Raw genomic sequence first — 17,823 nt, forward strand, 5'->3', positions numbered from 1 at the left:
CTGTTCAGGATTCTTTCCACCAGCTGTCCTTCTTGCGGCAGAGGGCCTGCGCCACGCAGTTCATGGTCTTGCATTGTGCCACGGTGATGGCTTCTGCTTTGGGGCGGTAGTGATACTGCCAGGGGGTGAGGATGAGCAGACGGCCTGCGGCACAGAGGTCGAGGCGGTCGGCTGAGGGGTGGTAGCGGTCGGCAAAGCCGTTGTCGTGAATGGTGACCACGGGGAAGCCGTGACTCACGCATTCGGTGATGATCTCGCGCTCTTTGGGCGAGATGCGGGCCGATACAAGGATGGCACCCTTGGCCAGCGAGGGAGCCAGCGAGAGAACCGCTGGACACGCTGTGGGCAGCGGTTCCCCCGCTGCCTGCTGGGGTGCTGCTTGCTGGGGTGTTGCTGATTGCTTGCCCTGTCAGGTCCCAGTAGCGGCGGTTGCAGCCTTTCTTGAAGCCGGCTATCACCTGGCCTAAGGTCTGGCGTCTGCCGGTCGTGCTGAGGATAAGGTCCTGAGCGACCACGATGCAATGCAAGTGGTCGGGCATGACGACATAGTCCTGAACGAAGACCATGGGATAGTGGGCATGGATGCTGTGCAACAGCTCATGCTGCACCATCTGCCCTATGGGCGACAGGGCCGTGCGGGGAGCATCGGCACTGCCGTCAGGTGCAGAGAGTGAACCCACGACAGTTCCTAACACCAGGCCTAAGCCATCGGCCACATGCATGGTGATGTGGTAGATGCCGGGCCGCGTGTAGTCATGAGCCGCCGAGCGGCGGGTCATGCTGTGCTGGGTGGAGTTCTTTATCTGATTCATATCTTTTGACCTGCGGGTGAACCGCAGGGGACACTTTTTACTTGACGAACAGCTTCTTCCGGTTAGCCATATAGACGCCGGGGATCCTGACGGGGGTCTCGACCGTCTGTCCGGACTCGATGACGAAGTCGTTGAGGACGATGCCTGCCACATTGACGATGCGGATGGTGGCGGCCTCCTTCCTGTGCGACCTTGCCACGATGCTGCGGCCGCGGACGAAGATCTCGATAGAGCCGTCGAGCACGGTCTCCGGGCTCTCCTCGAACTCCTCACCGTTGTCGCCGTCGAAGACGATGCGCTCCGGTGCCATGCGCCTTGAGCCTGCACCTGTCACCGTGGCGGTGAAGTAAGGACGGAAGGCACTGAGCTTCTTTGACGCGGTCAGCTTCTCGTAAGCATTGCCTTCGGCATTCATCACGTAGTTGCCGCTCTCCAGCTCTTCGTTCATGTAGCTGGGCTTGAAGGTGACGGTGTAGCTCTTCGAACCGCTTTCGGTCTGTGTCACGCCGGCCATCTCGCCGTCGCTCACGCCAATGCCGATGCCCTTGCCGGAAGCCAGGGTGATGATCTGCTTGCCAAGCTTGGTGATGTGTGCAGCGGTGTTCTGAGCCTCGAACGAGCCGCTCAGGTCGAACTCGTAGTAGGTCTTGCCCGGCAGACCGAGGATGTAGGGCTTAGCGGCTGCGAGCATCGGGTAGGATGTATAGCTGCGCGGCTCCTTATAGTACTGACGGTACTGCAGATAGGTGTCGGCATTGGCATCCTGCTGGTTATGCACCGTTTCGTTCTTGTAATAGTAGTCCCAGAGGAAAGAGTTGGTGACCGTCTTATTAGCCGCACTGGGATCCGCACCGGGATAGAGGAAGGTGCCTTTGGCCACAGTTTTGTCCTTTTCTGTGACTTCTGTGACGGCGGTGAACTCGCGGAGCCAGTATTCGTGACCTTTCTTAGTGCCGTTCTGGCTGTTGTCGCTACCGCTGTAGAAGTGGGTGATCTCACCCTTCCGGTCGGTGGTCACCAGCTCGGCGGTGAACGGCACGCTGATGCCCTGCCATCCCTTCTTGCGGTCCACATACTCGCTGTTGGCAGGTGTGCGCTGATACCACATCAGGTGGTCACTGTCGAAGTGGTAGGCAATGGGCGCGTTGAAGTCCTCCATGTCAACGAGCAGATGGTCGTTGGTGGCGGTGAGCGTGTTCTGTACGAGGTGTCCCTGTACCGACGCTACAGGAGCTTGAGCGACGCAGCGGTAGTTGGTTCCATCGTAGTAGCTGTTGTAAACAGGCTCAGTGAAAGTGCTGTTCAGCACATCGTAGGTCTTCTTGTTGGCATAGCCACTGACAGCAGCCTCAGCAGGAGCATAAACGAGCAGGTTCCTGGTCTCGTCGCAGTTCTTAATGCCTGTCAGGCCGTCGTCGACAAGGAGCGGCGGATAGAAGGCTGCACCGCCGTCGGAGCCGAGGTTCCAGGCGAGGTCGTGGTGGCCATTGAAGTCGATGGCGGTCATGCCGGGATAGGCCTCCTTCGTGCCTTCGGTGTTCTTCTGTGCCAGATAGGCATCGGGGTTGAAGTATGCCACGCCCATGGTCATCGACCGGTAGTAGGCCGGTGCGCGATAGACGTGGTTGGACTCTTCGCCCTCCGCCAGGCGTCCGCCACTGCGGGCAATGGCCGAAGGCAGACTCTGGTGAGCCTGAGCAGCCCATCCGTAGGTGAGCTTCTGTCCGAAGAAGAGATAGTCATCGGGCCAGATGGGGAAGTACTTCACCTTGTTCTCGTCTTCTGCATCCATATAGGCGCGCTCGTCTTCCCACGTGGGTATCTCGCCTGCTGCGAAGACGAAGTCGCCGTCGGCAAAGCGATTCTCCACATACTTGAGGTTGTTATAGCCAGACGAACAGAGGTCTTCACGTTTGTCGTACTTACCCGTCTGCGGCTCAGCCTCGCCGGGCTTCCAGTACTTGTACTCAGTGGAAGAACCACCTGGCACGGTGTGGTCGTTGTAGCGCTTGTAGAGGTAGAAGTTGTTCAGGTTGAAAGCCACCTCGCCGTTGTAGAAGGCGCGGTCGGTCATGGCCGTGGCCAGTCCGTGTTTGCCGTCGTCGGTGGTGCTGTAGCTCTTGCCCGTCTGGTAGTAGCTGTTGACAAGCTGCTTGAAGTCTTTGTCGGCATTAGGCTTGCCGAAGACGGCTCTGACTCCTTCGGGGAAGCCGCTGGGCGCAGTAGTGTTGATCCAGGCGCTCTCCACATAGCCATTACCCTTATCAGCAACGCCGGCACTGGTGAACGAGCCAGTGACACCGAGGTTGTAGACCTCGCCGCAGAGGTTGTTGAACAGTGAGTTGTTGAGACCGCTGATGGTATGGCCGTCGCCATGGAGCGTACCCTCGAAGCACTGGTCGTCGGTGCCGATAGGTGTCCAAGAAGCAGGATGGTTGATATCGGTACGCAGGAAGAACTCAAGGTTCTTGCCGCCCTTTACACCCCTGACAATCTTAGAGCCTTCGACCGTCACCTCTTCGGTGCTGGTGTTCAGCAGGCTATGGTCTACCAGATTAGCATTGGCCGAACCTGTGGCTGCAGTGATCTTGCCATCGGTGACGGTGTAGCCGGCAGCGGGTGAACCGTCGAGCACACTCACACTCAGGTCATAGAGATCCTTCAGCAGGTCGAGGCCGTTCTCTGACGAGCCGCTGTAGTCGTTGATGTAGATCTTCGAGTCGCGCTTCAAGCGGGTGCGGTCGTAGTCGACGTGCAGATGGTACTGCTTGTCGTCCATCACGCGCTTCAGGTCGTGGTAGTTGGCCACACTGACAGGCACGTAGTTCGAGTAGGTCTTGCCGAGATAGGTCTTGGCATAATAGGCCAGGTAGAAGCCGTCCTGATACCAGTAGAGCGGATCGGCAGACGGTGTATAAGGCACGCCGTTGACGTGACTCTCGGCATTCGTCTTTGTTTCGAACAGCTCCCATCCACCGCCGGTAATCTCGTAGGCTCCGGGTGTGACAGTCGGTATGCGCATGGTGATGCCCGTTCCCGGAAGGACGATGGTAGGCGGATTGATGTCTTCGACCATAGGCACGCCGCTCTTGAAGTTGATGTGGATGTTCACCACATGGCGTTCAGTGACTGGTACGATATGCATACCATCTTTATCGCTCTCTTCGTAGTCATACTTATAGACGACGGTGATGATCTTCTCGGTAGAGAGGTCGTTGATGTCGGCATCGCGTGCCACATAGAGCGTGCTGGTCTCCATCGGAGATACACCGTGGATGGTGAAGTTCTTCTGATAGTTAGGCAAGTCATTATAGCCTTTCTCATCGCCATCGGAAATAGCATTGATAATAGTACCAACCTGTACCCAATCTTTTCCTTCTCTTGTTACTATTCCACCAGTAGTTCCAACAGCAGTAGGCTTTACGCCCGCACCATTTTCGCCAACCTGATACTCCTCACGACAATAGTAATAGGTCTTGTCGGTGTCAGCACTTGGGAAGGTGATCTCGGCGATATTCTTCTTATCGTCTTTCAAACCGGTATATGTGGCACTGCTGATGGTAGCACCCACGGCATATGGTGTGTCACCCAGCAAGAAGGACTCTTTGACAACGTAGCAGATAGTATCCTTATTAGATGCCTTAATCGCAATAGCAGCATAGTGACGCTGCTCGTTAGGCAGTTTCTCAAATTCTGTGCTGAACAGTTCATCGTTCTGCTGCAGCTCTTTGGTAGAGATAGTATTCACGCCACGTTTTACCGAAATATCCAAAGGCAGCGACAGGCTGGAAGCGCCATTATACGTTGCTGTATAGTCGATGGGCTTGGGAAGCGAGTAGATCATATCGGCCTTGTTGGCATCGGTCACTACATAGTCGTATGGCTTGCCGTCGTACTGATACTTCTTACCCTGTTCCTGTTGCGTACCATCCGGCTTCTTTCCGTATGCAGGATCGATGAGCAGATCAAGGGCATCGTAGTTGAAGTCGAACTTCTCACGATCGGCAGGCGACATGGCACTATAAGCCTCCAGAGCACGGTAGTTCTTGTCGGTCTCATAGTAGCTGCCACCATAGAGACCTGCCGTGGTACAGATGTAAGCAGGCGTAATCAATTCGTTGATATCCTTGGCAATAGCCTCTTCGGCAGGAGTAGCACCAGTCTTGTGGAACCTATTATAATATTTATTCTTCTGATCCTCTGTCATCAGGTCGTTGACATAGATATACTCTGTCGGTGACAGCTGGATGGTGGCGGTGCTGACGTAGGCAGGAACGGTGTAGCCGCTGATTTCTGAGGACACCGGTGAACCGGGATAGTAGTGCTGTGTTCCACCATCATATTCCTTGGTCACGATATGAGCCGCAACGAATGTGGCCTGGTCATCAAGGCTGCTGACAGCGGAATACTGCTGCTTCAGACCATATACGTCACCATCGTCAGTGTAGCTGCCGTTCCCGTTGGCATCGTAGCCGTTGTATTTGTAGTATTCGTTCTGTGAGATGATGGCCTGAACATCATACTGCTTCTGCCCGTAGAGGCTGTCGACCGTAGGATGATAGATAGGACCGTCTTCGTAGCCTGTGCCGCCTGTCTGGTTGGACTCAACAACACCCGTAGTTGTGTTCGTCACCTTCGTGTACCACTTATCCCATATCTTCGGGTTGGTCACGTTGTAGGTGAGCAGATAGCCAGTGTCGTGGCTCAGGTTGTTGCTGGAGTGGAATATTTCACTTGCAGGCACCATCTTTTCCTCAGCCACACTGTACAGTTCTCCGCCAGGCAGAGCCAGTTCTACCTGAGAGTTGGCAGCGATGATTTCCTCGCTCTCAGCACTGGTCTTGTAAGCCTTCGTGTTCACGTATGTATCCTTGACGAACAATGCCCTTGTGGCAGCCGAGAGCTTCTGCCAGTCCCAGTAGCTGATAGGCGTGTTCTTCTGGTAGGTCACGTCGCCGATGACCAGTTTCTGGCCGGCTGTCAGTGGTGTGCCTACCGATGAATAGTAGGCGTAGCGGTTGGGCTGCACATCCATCAGCGTCATGGTGCCGTTGGCGGCTGCACTGATGGTGATGGGAATCTCCACTGTCTCGCTGTAGGCATTGGGTGAACCGGTGTATGCCGAGATATACTGGTCATAGACATATACCGAACCGGCGATGTACCAGTAGTGGGCAGGCATCTTATTAGTACCATAATACCTGTTGCTCACGTTGTAACAGTCGTCGATGATGGTCTGCGAACTGTGGATGAAGTTGCCCGAGGTCTCCCATTGATGCTGGTGCTCAGCGTCATCGTGCGTATCATACGTATAGTCCTTTTTGCTGGCAGCATCACGATTCAGGAGTGTCAGCGTGGTGTGCTTAACATTTGATGAGCTTGGTATGCCGTGTATGTTCTTGGCATAGACGAAGCCGCCGCCCATGCCGGGCTGCACGTTGATGAGGTCGAGCTCGATGACACCCGTGACGGGACCCCAGTCTTTCGTCGTCAGCGTGTTGCCCGTGCTCTTCTCGGTGGTCAGTTCCAACGACACACCTGATGCCAATGCCAGGTGGTTATGGCACGTACCGTTGTTGCGCTTCTTGTTGCCGATGTTAGCAGACTTCCATTCGTAGAATGTTTCGCCTTTAGCCTCAAGGTCCGGAGTCTTGCTAATATCGGCATTCGTCGTTCTGACATCGTTGAACTTCACGTCGCTGGTCAGTGCGCCGAGGTAGTTCACCGTGCTGTAGATGCCGAAGTAGTTGCCGTGGGTGGCATTGTCGTCGGTATCGCCGGCAACAGACTCCTTCTTGTTCAGCGACACCTCGCGCACGCGGTTGATGGTGTAGTTGGTGTAGTCGGCCTTCTCCGGCACGCGGTCGGGCGCACCCTTCATCACCATGCGGCTGCCGAAGACACCGCAGAAGTCGGCACGCTGGATGGTGTTCATGATGCGTCCGGCATAGACAGTAACGACACCATTCTCCTGCCAGTAGATAGGGTTAGGCTTGCCGTCAAGCACTTTGTCTGTTCCTTCAAACAATACTAACAGTTCGTCCTGCGGCAGCTTGGAATCTACTTTATAGGTAGTACCCTCTTTGTCGGTACACTCCTTTAAGCACTTATACTTCAATTCATAGTAAGCTTTCTCACGCTCGGGCAGCACCTCGTAGGCATCGTAGGTCAACTGCTTTGTGATGTGATAGTAGTCGGTGCCGTAGTTGGTGATGTTCAGCTCGCGGTAGCCATCGACGAAGGTCAGGTTGCCGTCGCCATAGAGGCCTCCTGTATGTCCTGTACCGATGGTGATGAGGTCGCGGTTATAGACATCGTGGATAGAGGCGGTGGCATTGCCATATACCGTGGTGGCGTTGGCGAAGAGCGAGCTGCTTCCTGCTGCCAGGTTACCGCCGGCAAAGACGGCGTTGTGGATGATGATGCCGTCGGGGTCCAGGTTGTCCCAGTAGGCTGCATCGGCGGTTTTGTTCTTCAGTGTGTTGAGGTCAGAGGTCGGTACATAGTCGCCCGAGGCATACGAATGGCTGTTGATGGTGATAGGCACGTAGGCCTGGGCATGAGGCTCCACCACCACCTTGCAGTCCTCGGTAAGCAGCTGCTCGCCGTCTGCTTTCAGGTAGGCTGTTCCGTCCCACTGATAGTAGTAGCCATCCTTGTTGTTGTCGTAGCGCTCGCCGTCTTGTTTGCCGATGCGCAGGTTGCTGCCATCCATATAGGCACTATAGACCGATCCTTCATCGCAACCTCCGAAGACGTTACCATAGCCATGGGCCATGCCCTCATCGGTGCCTATCTCGCCGCCATGTATGTTGACGCGGGTCTGTCCGAAGACGAAGCCCTTACATTTCATGTCGAGTGTGGCCACGAGCGACGGGTCCATATACATGGTGCCGTCGCCGCCCCAGCTGTCCTTACCACGGCCGCCGCCGAAGACATTGCGCAGCACGTGGCCGTCGTACATCGTGACATTGGTCATACCGGCATGACGGATGTGGGCATCGCCGTTGGTTAAACAACCATCAGCAGTATATCTTATGGAGCCGCGGCCTATCGGGCCGATCTCGCCGCCGCCGAAGAGGCTGCCGCGCACGGTGCCGCCATACATCTTGATATTGGTCGTGTCGACATAGCTGTTGATGACGTAGCCGCCGCCGAAGACGTTGCCTGAGAGGTCCAGGTCGCCGGGCTTCTGGTCGTTAAGTTCCTCGACGTACTTCTTCGTCGTGCTGTCATAGCGATAGCCCACATAGCCATTGTTAAGGGTGACATTGGAGGTGCCGTACAACGAGCCGCCCTCGCCGCCGCCGTAGACATTGCGGGTGATGGCAGGTGCACCGCCCACGAAGGTGTTGGTGCCTTTCTTGCCGATGACCACATAGGACAGGGCAGGACGGTCGGTAGCATAGTCGGCAAGGATTCTACCGGCATGGTAGCCCACATTTCCCTCGTAGCCGCCGCCATAGACGTTGCGTGCCGTGCCGCCCTGGATATAGGCATTGGCGGTTGCCACGAACTTATGACCTGCGAAGTCGCTGACACCGAAGAGGTTGTCGATGGCTCCGGTACGACCGCCGGCATAGACATCCTTCTTCACCTCGCCGCCAAGCACGGCAATATAGGTGGTGCCATAGACGTCGCCGCTACCGCTGATGCTGGAACTGCCGAGACCGCCACCGTAGGCATAGCCCTCGACGACGGCACCTTCCTTGATGAGCACGTTGGTGTTGTGCTTCTTCTGCCCGTCCAGCTGTGCTGCCGTCTTGTTGTCCAGTTCGGGACGTGCGCTGACGTGGTCAAGGTTGGTGTCTGCATTCGATGCGTACTTGATCCAATCGCCATCGGGTGTATAATACTGCCCCAGCGACCAGGCGTTTTTCCATGCTGCCTGCCATTTGGCTAAGACGACTTCACTTGCTAAATCAGCAGTTTTCCAGTAAGGATCCTCATTCTTAATATCCTCTGACGGCCCACTGGTATAAGCGTTCTGGTATGCCTGCACGCTGGCAGAGTTAAGCACGTGTCCCAACTCGGCACCACCATATACATTATACACGCGGGCGCCCTTCTCTAAGTTCACCTCAGTATATTCTGCCCAAGAATTATAACCGCGACCGGCACCATAGACGGTACCTGTGTAGCCCTTCGCCTTGTTGCTATATACCGGCGAGGAGATGTTGACCTGCGTGAAGATTGAGCGTCGCTGGTTGTTGTTGCCACCATAGATGGCTCCGGATACCTGGGCATTCTCGCTGGTGTTCTTGTAGTTCACCTGCGTCTCATAGACATCGCACGGCGGAAGGATGCGTGTACCGTATGCACCGCCGAAGATGCTGTCAATCTGTATGCTCGACTGCGCCGGCACGTTGACCACCGTGCGGCGCGTCACGCCCTCGTTATAACTGCCGCCGTAGGCATTGTGGATGCGTCCGCGGAGCAGATCGACTATTGACGAAGCCTCGTCAAGTTTGAGCGTGCCGCTGGCAAGTTCGTCTTTTTTCTGTCCCATGCCGATGCCATTGTAACTTCCGGCACCGAAGACCTCCATATTGCTGAAGTTAGTCACGTCGTCAGGAATGTCTATGAGCACATAGCTGCGATTCTGAGCCTCGTCACCGGTTCTGTCGCCCGGATAGCCAGTACTGCCGCCGAAGGCAGCCTTGAGGGCGTTCTGCCCGTGATTCTTCGGACGGATGTTCACAAAGGCGCTGTGCTGCTTGGGCATGCCGATACCCTCACCATAGAGTTTGGTGTTGCTATAGTCGTAATAGCCGTAGCCGCCGCCGAAGATGGTATCGACGCGACCCGTGAGATACTCCACGTAGGTAGATGACTGGAGCACATCGGGAATCTGGCCGTCCTGGTAGCCGTGCAGCTGGGTCTTGTCGGTGGCATAGTTGCGCAGTCGGGCCTCGAAGTCGTAGCCGTCTTCATACTCACCGTGAATGGTGCCGCCGAAGTCATTGCCGCCATAGACGATGTCCCTGATCCAAGGGAAGCCGTCCTTATAGCCGCCGCTGCCGTTGGGCTGCCTGCCAATGTAGACCTCGGCATGTCCCAGGATGTCGGCATCGCTGGCACCGCCGAAGGCATCGTAGATGCGGCCATTGCCCAGGTTGACCAGCGTGTTGCCGCACACATCGCCCTCATTGCCGCCGCCGTAAACGTATATTGCCTCGGCAAGGTTCTCCACCGCGCCGTCGTTGGAAGTGGCTGTGGCACTGCCGCTGAGGTTCACCGTGGTGCTGTAGGCGGGGTTGAACTCATAGACATGATCTGTCACCTCGCCATGGCCGTCCAGCACATTGACCTTCTTGCCTACCACGCCCAGCTCGCCGCCTCCGAAGATCTGGAACACGTAGCCGTTGTTGTGGTTCACCGTGGTGCTGCCCCATATCTCGGTCTGCTTACCATAGCCGGCACCGAACAGCGTCAGGGCAACGGCCAGCACGTCGTCACTCTGATTCGTGATATTCACGCCCGATTTGAGACGACCGTCTTCGCGCGTTCCCGTTCCGAAGATCTCATCGCGCTTCAGCATGTCTTCGTTGATGTTGATCACCACGTTGCCGTTCACGTGGCCACTTTCATAGCAGCCGCCATAGACGTTGCCGCCCAGCAGACGGGCGTTAGCGTCTACAGCTTCGTTGGCAATGGGAACGAAGTCGTCCTCCTCCCACTTGTGGGTGTTCCAGATGAGCTTAGTGTTGTCGTCGTTCCATCTGAGCGGCACGACAGTCAGGTTGTCCATGTTGATTTCCAGACGGTCCTTGATCTTGCCGTCTGAGGCTCCTGTCTCGGTGAAGAACGTTGTCTCGGTAGAGCCGCGCTCGTCTTTTGCTCCAATGAGGCCGCCTTCGTAGGCAGCATTGAGCTTGGTGCCAGGCACGTCGGCCTTGTTGCAGCCGCCCACGAACTTGGTGAAGATGTTCAGGCCCTGGTCTATGGTGAAGGTCTCCTTGCCCTTGATGGCCATGCTGCCCACGTTTCCGCCGCAATAGAACGAACCGACATAGCTGGAGTACGGTTCGTAGGTGGCAGGGTCGCCGTTGGCCTCGCTGTCGAAGACGATGCTGGGCTGCAGGGTCATGGCCACGCCTTCCATATAGCCGGCAAACGCGTCGGGGGTGGTCAGCGACAGGTTGCTGAACTCTATGTCGGCATAGCGCTTGAGGTAGTCCTCGTTGATCATGCCCTCGCCATTGTTGCCCAGGAACACGTTGTCGGCAATGACGTGCGAGCCTATCTTCAGCTCAACCATCGGCTTCTTCTTCTTCGTGGCGAGAGAAGCACAGTTGCCGCCCACGAAGATGGAGCCGTGGACGATGGTTGGATGGTCTTTGTCAGTGCCTGCCAGACGGATGGACACCTGCTCGGCATTGGGACGGAAGGCATTGAGGGCTTCATAGGAGGTCTGAGTGCCTTGAATCCTGTCGCCATAGTAGAAGTCGCCATAGGTGTCGTCGTCTTCCATTAAGTCGGTGTAGGGATAGGCTCCGTTGCCGCCGCCGTACACATTGCCGTAGACCTGGGTATAGATGCCCACGGCATTGCCGCCATAGACGGTGCCCGTCACGTCGTTGCCGCCATAGACATTGATAATGTGTCCGCCGCGCACAAGCGTTCGTGCCGACAGCTCGTTGGGGAATTGGTAGCCGGGCAGGTTCACGCACGGGGTGTACTCGCCGTTGACCGTAGGCACCACGTCGGCCATACGACAGCCGCCGTAGAGGTTCTCGACTTCGAGGGTGGAATAGGTGGGAACCTCAAGGAGCAGGCCCTCGGGACTGGTCATGTTGCCGCTGTTACCGCCGCTATACAGGTTGCGCACCTTGCCGGCCAGCAGGTTCCACGTGGGCCGGATGGACATCTCGGCCTTGTTGTTGCCGCCGAAGAAGCGTCCCACCTGGTATTCGCCACTGCTGGGCTGGGAGAAGGTGGTGTTGATGCCCATCTCCTTGAAACGTGTCGTGCTGAGCAGGTCCTCATAGCCAGCAGGCATCTCATGGGTCTCAGAAGACTCATAGGCCGCATAGGTCGAGCTATTGGCCTCCACGCCGGTGGCATCAACCAGGATGTGGTTCACCACCTTGCTGGGGTTGTCGATGTGGATGATGGTCTTCTCCTTCACCGTGGCGTTGTTGCCGCCACCGTAGGCATAGACGATGGAGCCGCCGACGACCTCCAGATAGGTCTTGTCGAGCTCGGGCAGCTGGAAGCTCACGCCCTCGGTATTGGTCACCACCTGGGCTACGGGTGTGGTGTGGTCCTTGTCGGTCGTGTAGTAGATACTGTGCGTCACCTGGCCGGCTTTCGGTCCGGCTGTCTGCTTGTAGTCGTAGTCACCGTTGCCGCCGGCGAAGAGCTGGCCTATGTACACCTTCTTGGCATCGCTGTCAGGCACCCCGCCAGTGGCCTTGGTGCTCACGCGCACATAGCTGTTGAACGTGTTGTCGACAACATTCTTCTTGGGATTTTCGGCATCTTCCGCTGTGCGCTTGATGCCCGTCAGTTCGTCGGGTACCGTCTCGCCCACTGCGGCAGCCGTTCCGATGGTGCCGGCGATGTCGTTGCCGCCGAACACCTGGTTGATCAGGATATAGTCGGGAGTCGTGGAATTGTCTTTCGTGAAGTGTTCGCCATCGATGTGTACGTAGGTGTTGCCGCCGATGTTGGCCATGCGCGAGCCGCCGAACACCTTACCCTTCGGGTTGACGAGCGGGCGTGCGAACGCTGAGTCAACAGCGCCTATCTCGCCGGCCAGCACAGTGACTTTCGTGCTGCCTTTCACCTCACCCTGGTTACCGCCGCCATACACATTGCCGCCAATGCGAATCTGTGCAGCGGTAAAGGTAAAATGAAACATGACTAACGACAGCGTCAGCCAAAGCCTCAGAGGCTCCACTCTTCTTACTATAGTCTTCTCACTTCTCAATTTTCTTTCCTTCTTTTATTGCTCTTTTTCTTTTCCCCTCCTCGGAGGGGTCAGGGGGAGGGGTCACTCCACCGTCACCGTCGGGCTGTTCAAGTCGGGCTCCGACAGCATATATAGATATGTGGGTTTGATTGTCATCTTGATGGTATATCGACTGCCACGCCGGGTTGTCTCCTGCCCGGTGAGCAAGTCGCTGAGCTGCATGGTGTTCGTTACCATGCAGTCCTTGCGCAGCAGATTGCCCTGCTTGTCGTAGACATCGTAGACGCTGGTCAGCACGAACGTGGTGATGTTGAGCGGCATGAAGTGGGCTGAGTGCTCGGTGTAGTCGGTGGTCAGCTGCTCGCCTGCCGTCGACGACCAGAACGTGGGAGCCTCACTGATGGTCTCGCCCGCGGGGGTGTAGGCGATGCTCTGGATGGGGCTCTCCGAAGGGTTGCTGCCGTCGGTAGCCTTCAGGTCGATGTCGATGTTGGTCTTCGTGTTGCTGGTTGTCTCGCCGGCCTGCGTCTTCAGTCGGAGCGACTTCAGCTTGATGGTGCGCAGTGCGTTGTAGTCGCCGTGAATCCTCATCTTCACGCGCAGCGAGGCATAGAGGTGTTCGAAGAGCAGGAACACATAGTTTTCGGTCGTCGTGCTGCCCCCCACGTAGGCAAAGTCGCCGGCGCGCAGTCCTGCCGGGGTCTCTGCGTTGCTGCCGTGCTTGGCGCCGATGGTCACGCAGAGGTCGCTGGGCATGATGGCTGGCACGTTGTTAAGCGTTATTTTCGCCCCATCGCTGTAGCCGGCATTCGAGTCACTGCGGTCGGTGATTTCAAACCCCATGCCGCTGAGGTGAGGCACGTAGCCATAGAGATAGTAGGTCTGCAGGGCTTTGATGTCGCCGTCCTTGATATTGGTGCGCCACTTGCCGCTGCTCTTGAAGAAATGTCCCTTCAGCAGTTCCGCGTCGTTCTGGGTGAAGGCAATGCCGATGCTCTTGTCGCTCTCGCCATAGAGCTGATAGGGTGAGGCAGGCGTCCAGGAGCGCGTGACGAGCTGGTTCTCGTCGAAGTCTGCCACGTAGCCTTTCACCTCGACAGGCATGTCCTCACCCTCGGCACCGCCCAGCTCTTCCACAGCATCCTTGGAGCATCCCATAAGCCCCACAAGCCCTATGAACCCCATAAGTCCCATGAGCCTCATTCGGCTCACTGCTCTTCTTACTATAGTCATTCCTTTTTTCAATTTTTCTTTTTCTTTTTTTCTCCCCCTCCCTCGGAAGGGCTGGAGAGGGGTCTCACCAGTTATACACCGTCCAGTCTGCCTCCATCTCCGTCCAGGGTGTCACGGCCGACTCCACCCATCCTATCTCCACGCCGCCCTCGTCGGTGATCTTGAAGACGTAGGTGTAGCTGTAGCCTGGCAGCCACTGCATGTAGTTGGCTGGCACCACGGCTGTCTTCTCTTTTCCGTTGATGGTCACTGTCAGCGTGTAGCTGCCCTGCGAGAGGTTGGGCAGCACCGTGTACCAGCCTTTGGCAGTCCCGGTATAGACCTTGGTGTCATCCTCAGAGTCGTAGTCCTCGCTGAAGTCCGTCAGGTGGGGGTCAGGGTCCGTGTCCGTGTCCTTGGTCATCTCGAACCACTTCTCCGTTTTCGGCCCTTCAAGCGGATAGCTGACGGTGACGATGCCCTTCCGAACGATGCTGGAGCCGTCAGTCGGCTTGAAGCTCTTGTCCTTCAGCTCGATGCCCTCGCGCGGGAACACATACTTGAAGACGAAACGCACACGCGTGTAGGGCTTCAGGAACTCCAGCGTCACGGGCTTGCCGAACTGCTTGTCGGCGTAGGTCACCGGGTCGCCGGTCGAGAACCACAGGCGCGAGAAGAACGGCGTCTTGTCCATGGCATCGGTGCTGCAGGCATCGGCCAGCATGCTGACCTTATAGGCCCTGTAAGTCTCATAAGACCCATCAGCCCCATAAGCCTCATCAGCCTCATAACCCTCTATGGTTGCCGGAGCCGCCGCGTCAGTCCATCCCGTCACCGCGAAGAAGCGGTAGGCCTTGGCGCTCCAGTCCCAGAACTTGATGGTCTGGTTGGGTGTTTGTGCCACATACTCCCATCCGCTGCTGTTCGATGTGGTGGTGCCAGCCGAGTTGCTGGTCCAGTTCACCACGTAGCTGGGGAACACGCACTGTGTTTCGCCATAAGTGCCTGCTGAGTAGCTCATGTTCTTATAGCCCCATACAGTGAAGGATGTTTGTCCTGTGCTGCTCAGGCTGGCGGCACGTGTCACGTCAGTAGGCTCCGGCATGTTGCCAGCGAAGAGGATGGGCATCTCCTCCGGCTGCTCTGTTGCCGGCTGCTCTGTGAGCTCCTCGTCGGAGCCTTTGGAGCAAGAGGAGAGTGCAAAGAGGAGAGCCATGAGGAGCATAGCCCTCATAGTGCCTATAGGCCTTATAAGCCCCATGAGCCTCATAGGCCCCATTAGCCTCATTTGCCTCATTTGCCTCATCAGCCTCATCCTCCTCATTTTTCTTCTCTTTTCTCTGAGCACGAGACTCCGAGTCTCATTTTGTGCTCGTTTCGTTTTTTTTCTTTGTAGCTCATTCAGGAGTCGAACCTGAATGAGCTTTTTCGGGAGTCGCGCTCAAGCTCTGCTCGCTTGCGAAGCATCGCGGAGCAAGAACTCCACTTGGTTTGATTTAACTCATCGGGGTCGCGCTCGCTACCGGAGGAACGCAAGACCCCCGATGAGATGAGAGAGGATTAAGGATTAACAATCTTGATGACCTTAACAGCGTAATCACCATCGTTAGAGAAGTATTTGTCGAAGTAGAAGGTACCAGCAGCGGCGGTTGTTGTACCTGCTACAGGAGTCTTACCTCCAACAACAGTCTTAGCAAGCTTAACAACTCCTTTGGGAACAGTTGTCTTGTTGGCTACACTGATGTATGAATAGGTGTAAGTTGTTCCACCGTCAGTAGTTGTCTTAGAGAAGTAGATATAATCATGATCTACAGTCTCTTCAGCACCAGTTACTGTGATACCTGCCAAATCGACAGCGATTACTATAGGATAGTACTCTTTAGAGGTCCCATCAATAGGAGAATCTACAGTTACTGAAACAGGCTGGAACTCTGTCACAACAGTCTTAGCTCCTGCAGAGTAGTCATATACATAAGCATAAGTACCAGCAGCTATAGAAGAAGCAATCTCACCTGTAGTATTTGCTGCAACCGGGATAGGATTGTCATCAACACCATTCACGATAGAAGTAACAGTGTTTGTAATAGAACCTTTTGTCAGAGTAAGACCATTACGACCTTTAACATCAGCTGCATTGATAGCAGTTGTACGTTGCTGCAAAGCATCCACTACCTGAGCCTCAGTTGTGCCAGCAACAACTGCAAAGAGGATAGATCTGTCTGTACTATTAGCAGTTGTTCCATTAAGGTCGTTAGCCAACGTTCCATCAGCCTTCTTCACCTGAACATAAATATTCTTGGAACCACGTACATACTCATCCTTTGTGATATCGTGATTCTGCTGATAAGTAGTGATAGAAGGAGTAGCTACAGTAGTGATGGTATTCTGCTCGCCAGACACATCAGTGAAGTCAGCTACAACAGCATCGAAGGTGATGGGGAACAAACCCGCAGTAGCGTAGTCTGTAGTACCATTGGTGTTGTCTGAAATCTTAAAGATGTAGGTGTAAGCGTAGTTAGGCTGCCACTTAGTGTAAGTAGAAGGAATTACAGCATTTGCACCATGAACGGTGATAGTTTCATTAGAACCATCGGTAGAAATCAGAGTGTAATCTACACGGAGAGTCAGAGGATGGCTATCGTCAACAGGGAACGTCAACTGATAGAAATTAGCATTGGGGTCACCGACAAATGAAGCATTAGGAAGGTTACGGCCAAGGTATGCGGTTGCATCAGGCTCGTTTGCCTCTTTACCGACCATCTCAGATTCAGGAATAGTTCCGAATGTCTTCTTGAACTCATAATTAGCAGGAGCTGACTCGTCAGCAGTCACATTCACTGATGCCTTGTTGTAGTTGGCATTGGATGAATTGCTTGCACCTACATTGGGGAAGCTAACCTCAATCGTACCCTTCAAAGGAAGACCTTTATCAGCGGTGCTAATCAGTGTACCAGTTGTGGTAGGAGCAACATAACCAAGACCTGCAGGATCAGTAGGTGTAGCAGCATCTGCATAGAACTTCACGGTATTTGCCTGTACAGAGTAGCCAGGAACAGTCTCATACAGAGCGATGCGAAGCTTAGCACCCAGGTTCTTGAACTTCAGCTGTACATCCTTACCATATTTTGCCTTTGCAACAGGTGTAATATCTGTAACATAGAGGTTTTCAAGACAAGCAGCATTTGGAACGATGAAGGTGTAAGCAGTAGCACCACCTGCAAGACCAGTACCATACAGCGACTTTGTTACATTAATCTCGTTAGCACCAATAGTTCCAGTTGTCTTACCGGTTACAGCATCCTTTGTACCTGTTGAGAATGCGTGGAAGTCATACTGAGTTGTGTTGTAGTCCCAGTACTTAATAGTCTGAGCGTTAGGAGACAGCTTTGCATGGTGTGCGTCAGCAGGAAGACCAACATACTCCCAGTTTGCAGTGTTTGAAGCAGTAGTACCAGCAGTATTTGCTGTGAAGCTTACCGAGTAGTTGTCAAACACGAGAGTCTCTGAAGGATTGTCAGTACCTTCAGAACCCTTAGTACCAATTACATAGAAGTGACCACCGAGCTTCTTAGCAGCAGAAGCGCCATAAATGTCGCCATCTGCACGAGTAGCGTTCTGGAAGTCGAATCCGAACTGGATGCTTCCGTCACCAGTTTGCTCCAGAGTAGCGTTGGGACTGGTGTCGTCGATGTACTCTTCGTTTGCGCAGCTTGCGAACATTGCGGTCGCAAGTGCTGCGAGGAAATAAAACTTAGTTTTCATAATTGAAAAGTTTAAAAAGTTAATAATTAAATGAATTCAAAAAATTGTTGCTTTGTTTGATTTGTTTGATTTTTTTGTTTTTTTTGTTTTTTTTGTTGATTAGTTTTGTTTATATTGTTT

Annotated in this window: 6 protein-coding genes; 1 reads left to right on the forward strand and 5 read right to left on the reverse strand. The window is 54.8% G+C overall.

Annotated features, from left to right (window positions below):
* Window positions 1-4: 4 nt before the first annotated feature.
* Entirely contained in the window at window positions 5-238 is a 234-nt protein-coding gene (locus L6475_RS12185) for a hypothetical protein (RefSeq protein ID WP_237820417.1), read from the reverse strand.
* Window positions 239-521: 283 nt separating this feature from the next.
* Here L6475_RS12185 and L6475_RS12190 point away from each other — a divergent pair, with 283 nt between their 5' ends.
* Entirely contained in the window at window positions 522-674 is a 153-nt protein-coding gene (locus L6475_RS12190; RefSeq protein WP_237820419.1) for a hypothetical protein, read from the forward strand.
* Between the two features lie 175 nt (window positions 675-849).
* On the opposite strand, the gene L6475_RS12195 is transcribed toward L6475_RS12190, so the two are convergent.
* From L6475_RS12195 to L6475_RS12210, 4 genes are all read right to left on the reverse strand, one after another.
* Window positions 850-12,747: a hypothetical protein gene (locus tag L6475_RS12195; RefSeq protein WP_237820421.1), complete on the reverse strand. Its 11,898-nt coding sequence runs from the start codon at window positions 12,745-12,747 to the stop codon at window positions 850-852.
* A 63-nt stretch (window positions 12,748-12,810) separates the two neighbouring features.
* Entirely contained in the window at window positions 12,811-13,866 is a 1,056-nt protein-coding gene (locus tag L6475_RS12200; RefSeq protein ID WP_237820423.1) for a hypothetical protein, read from the reverse strand.
* A 160-nt stretch (window positions 13,867-14,026) separates the two neighbouring features.
* Complete coding sequence (locus L6475_RS12205) at window positions 14,027-15,265, reverse strand: fimbrillin family protein (protein WP_237820425.1); 1,239 nt, start codon at window positions 15,263-15,265, stop codon at window positions 14,027-14,029.
* A 236-nt stretch (window positions 15,266-15,501) separates the two neighbouring features.
* Window positions 15,502-17,703 (reverse strand): hypothetical protein, encoded by a 2,202-nt coding sequence (locus L6475_RS12210; RefSeq protein WP_237820427.1) that lies wholly within the window; start codon window positions 17,701-17,703, stop codon window positions 15,502-15,504.
* Window positions 17,704-17,823 lie beyond the last annotated feature (120 nt).

The sequence above is a fragment of the Prevotella sp. E9-3 genome, assembly GCF_022024015.1.
Taxonomy (GTDB): domain Bacteria; phylum Bacteroidota; class Bacteroidia; order Bacteroidales; family Bacteroidaceae; genus Prevotella.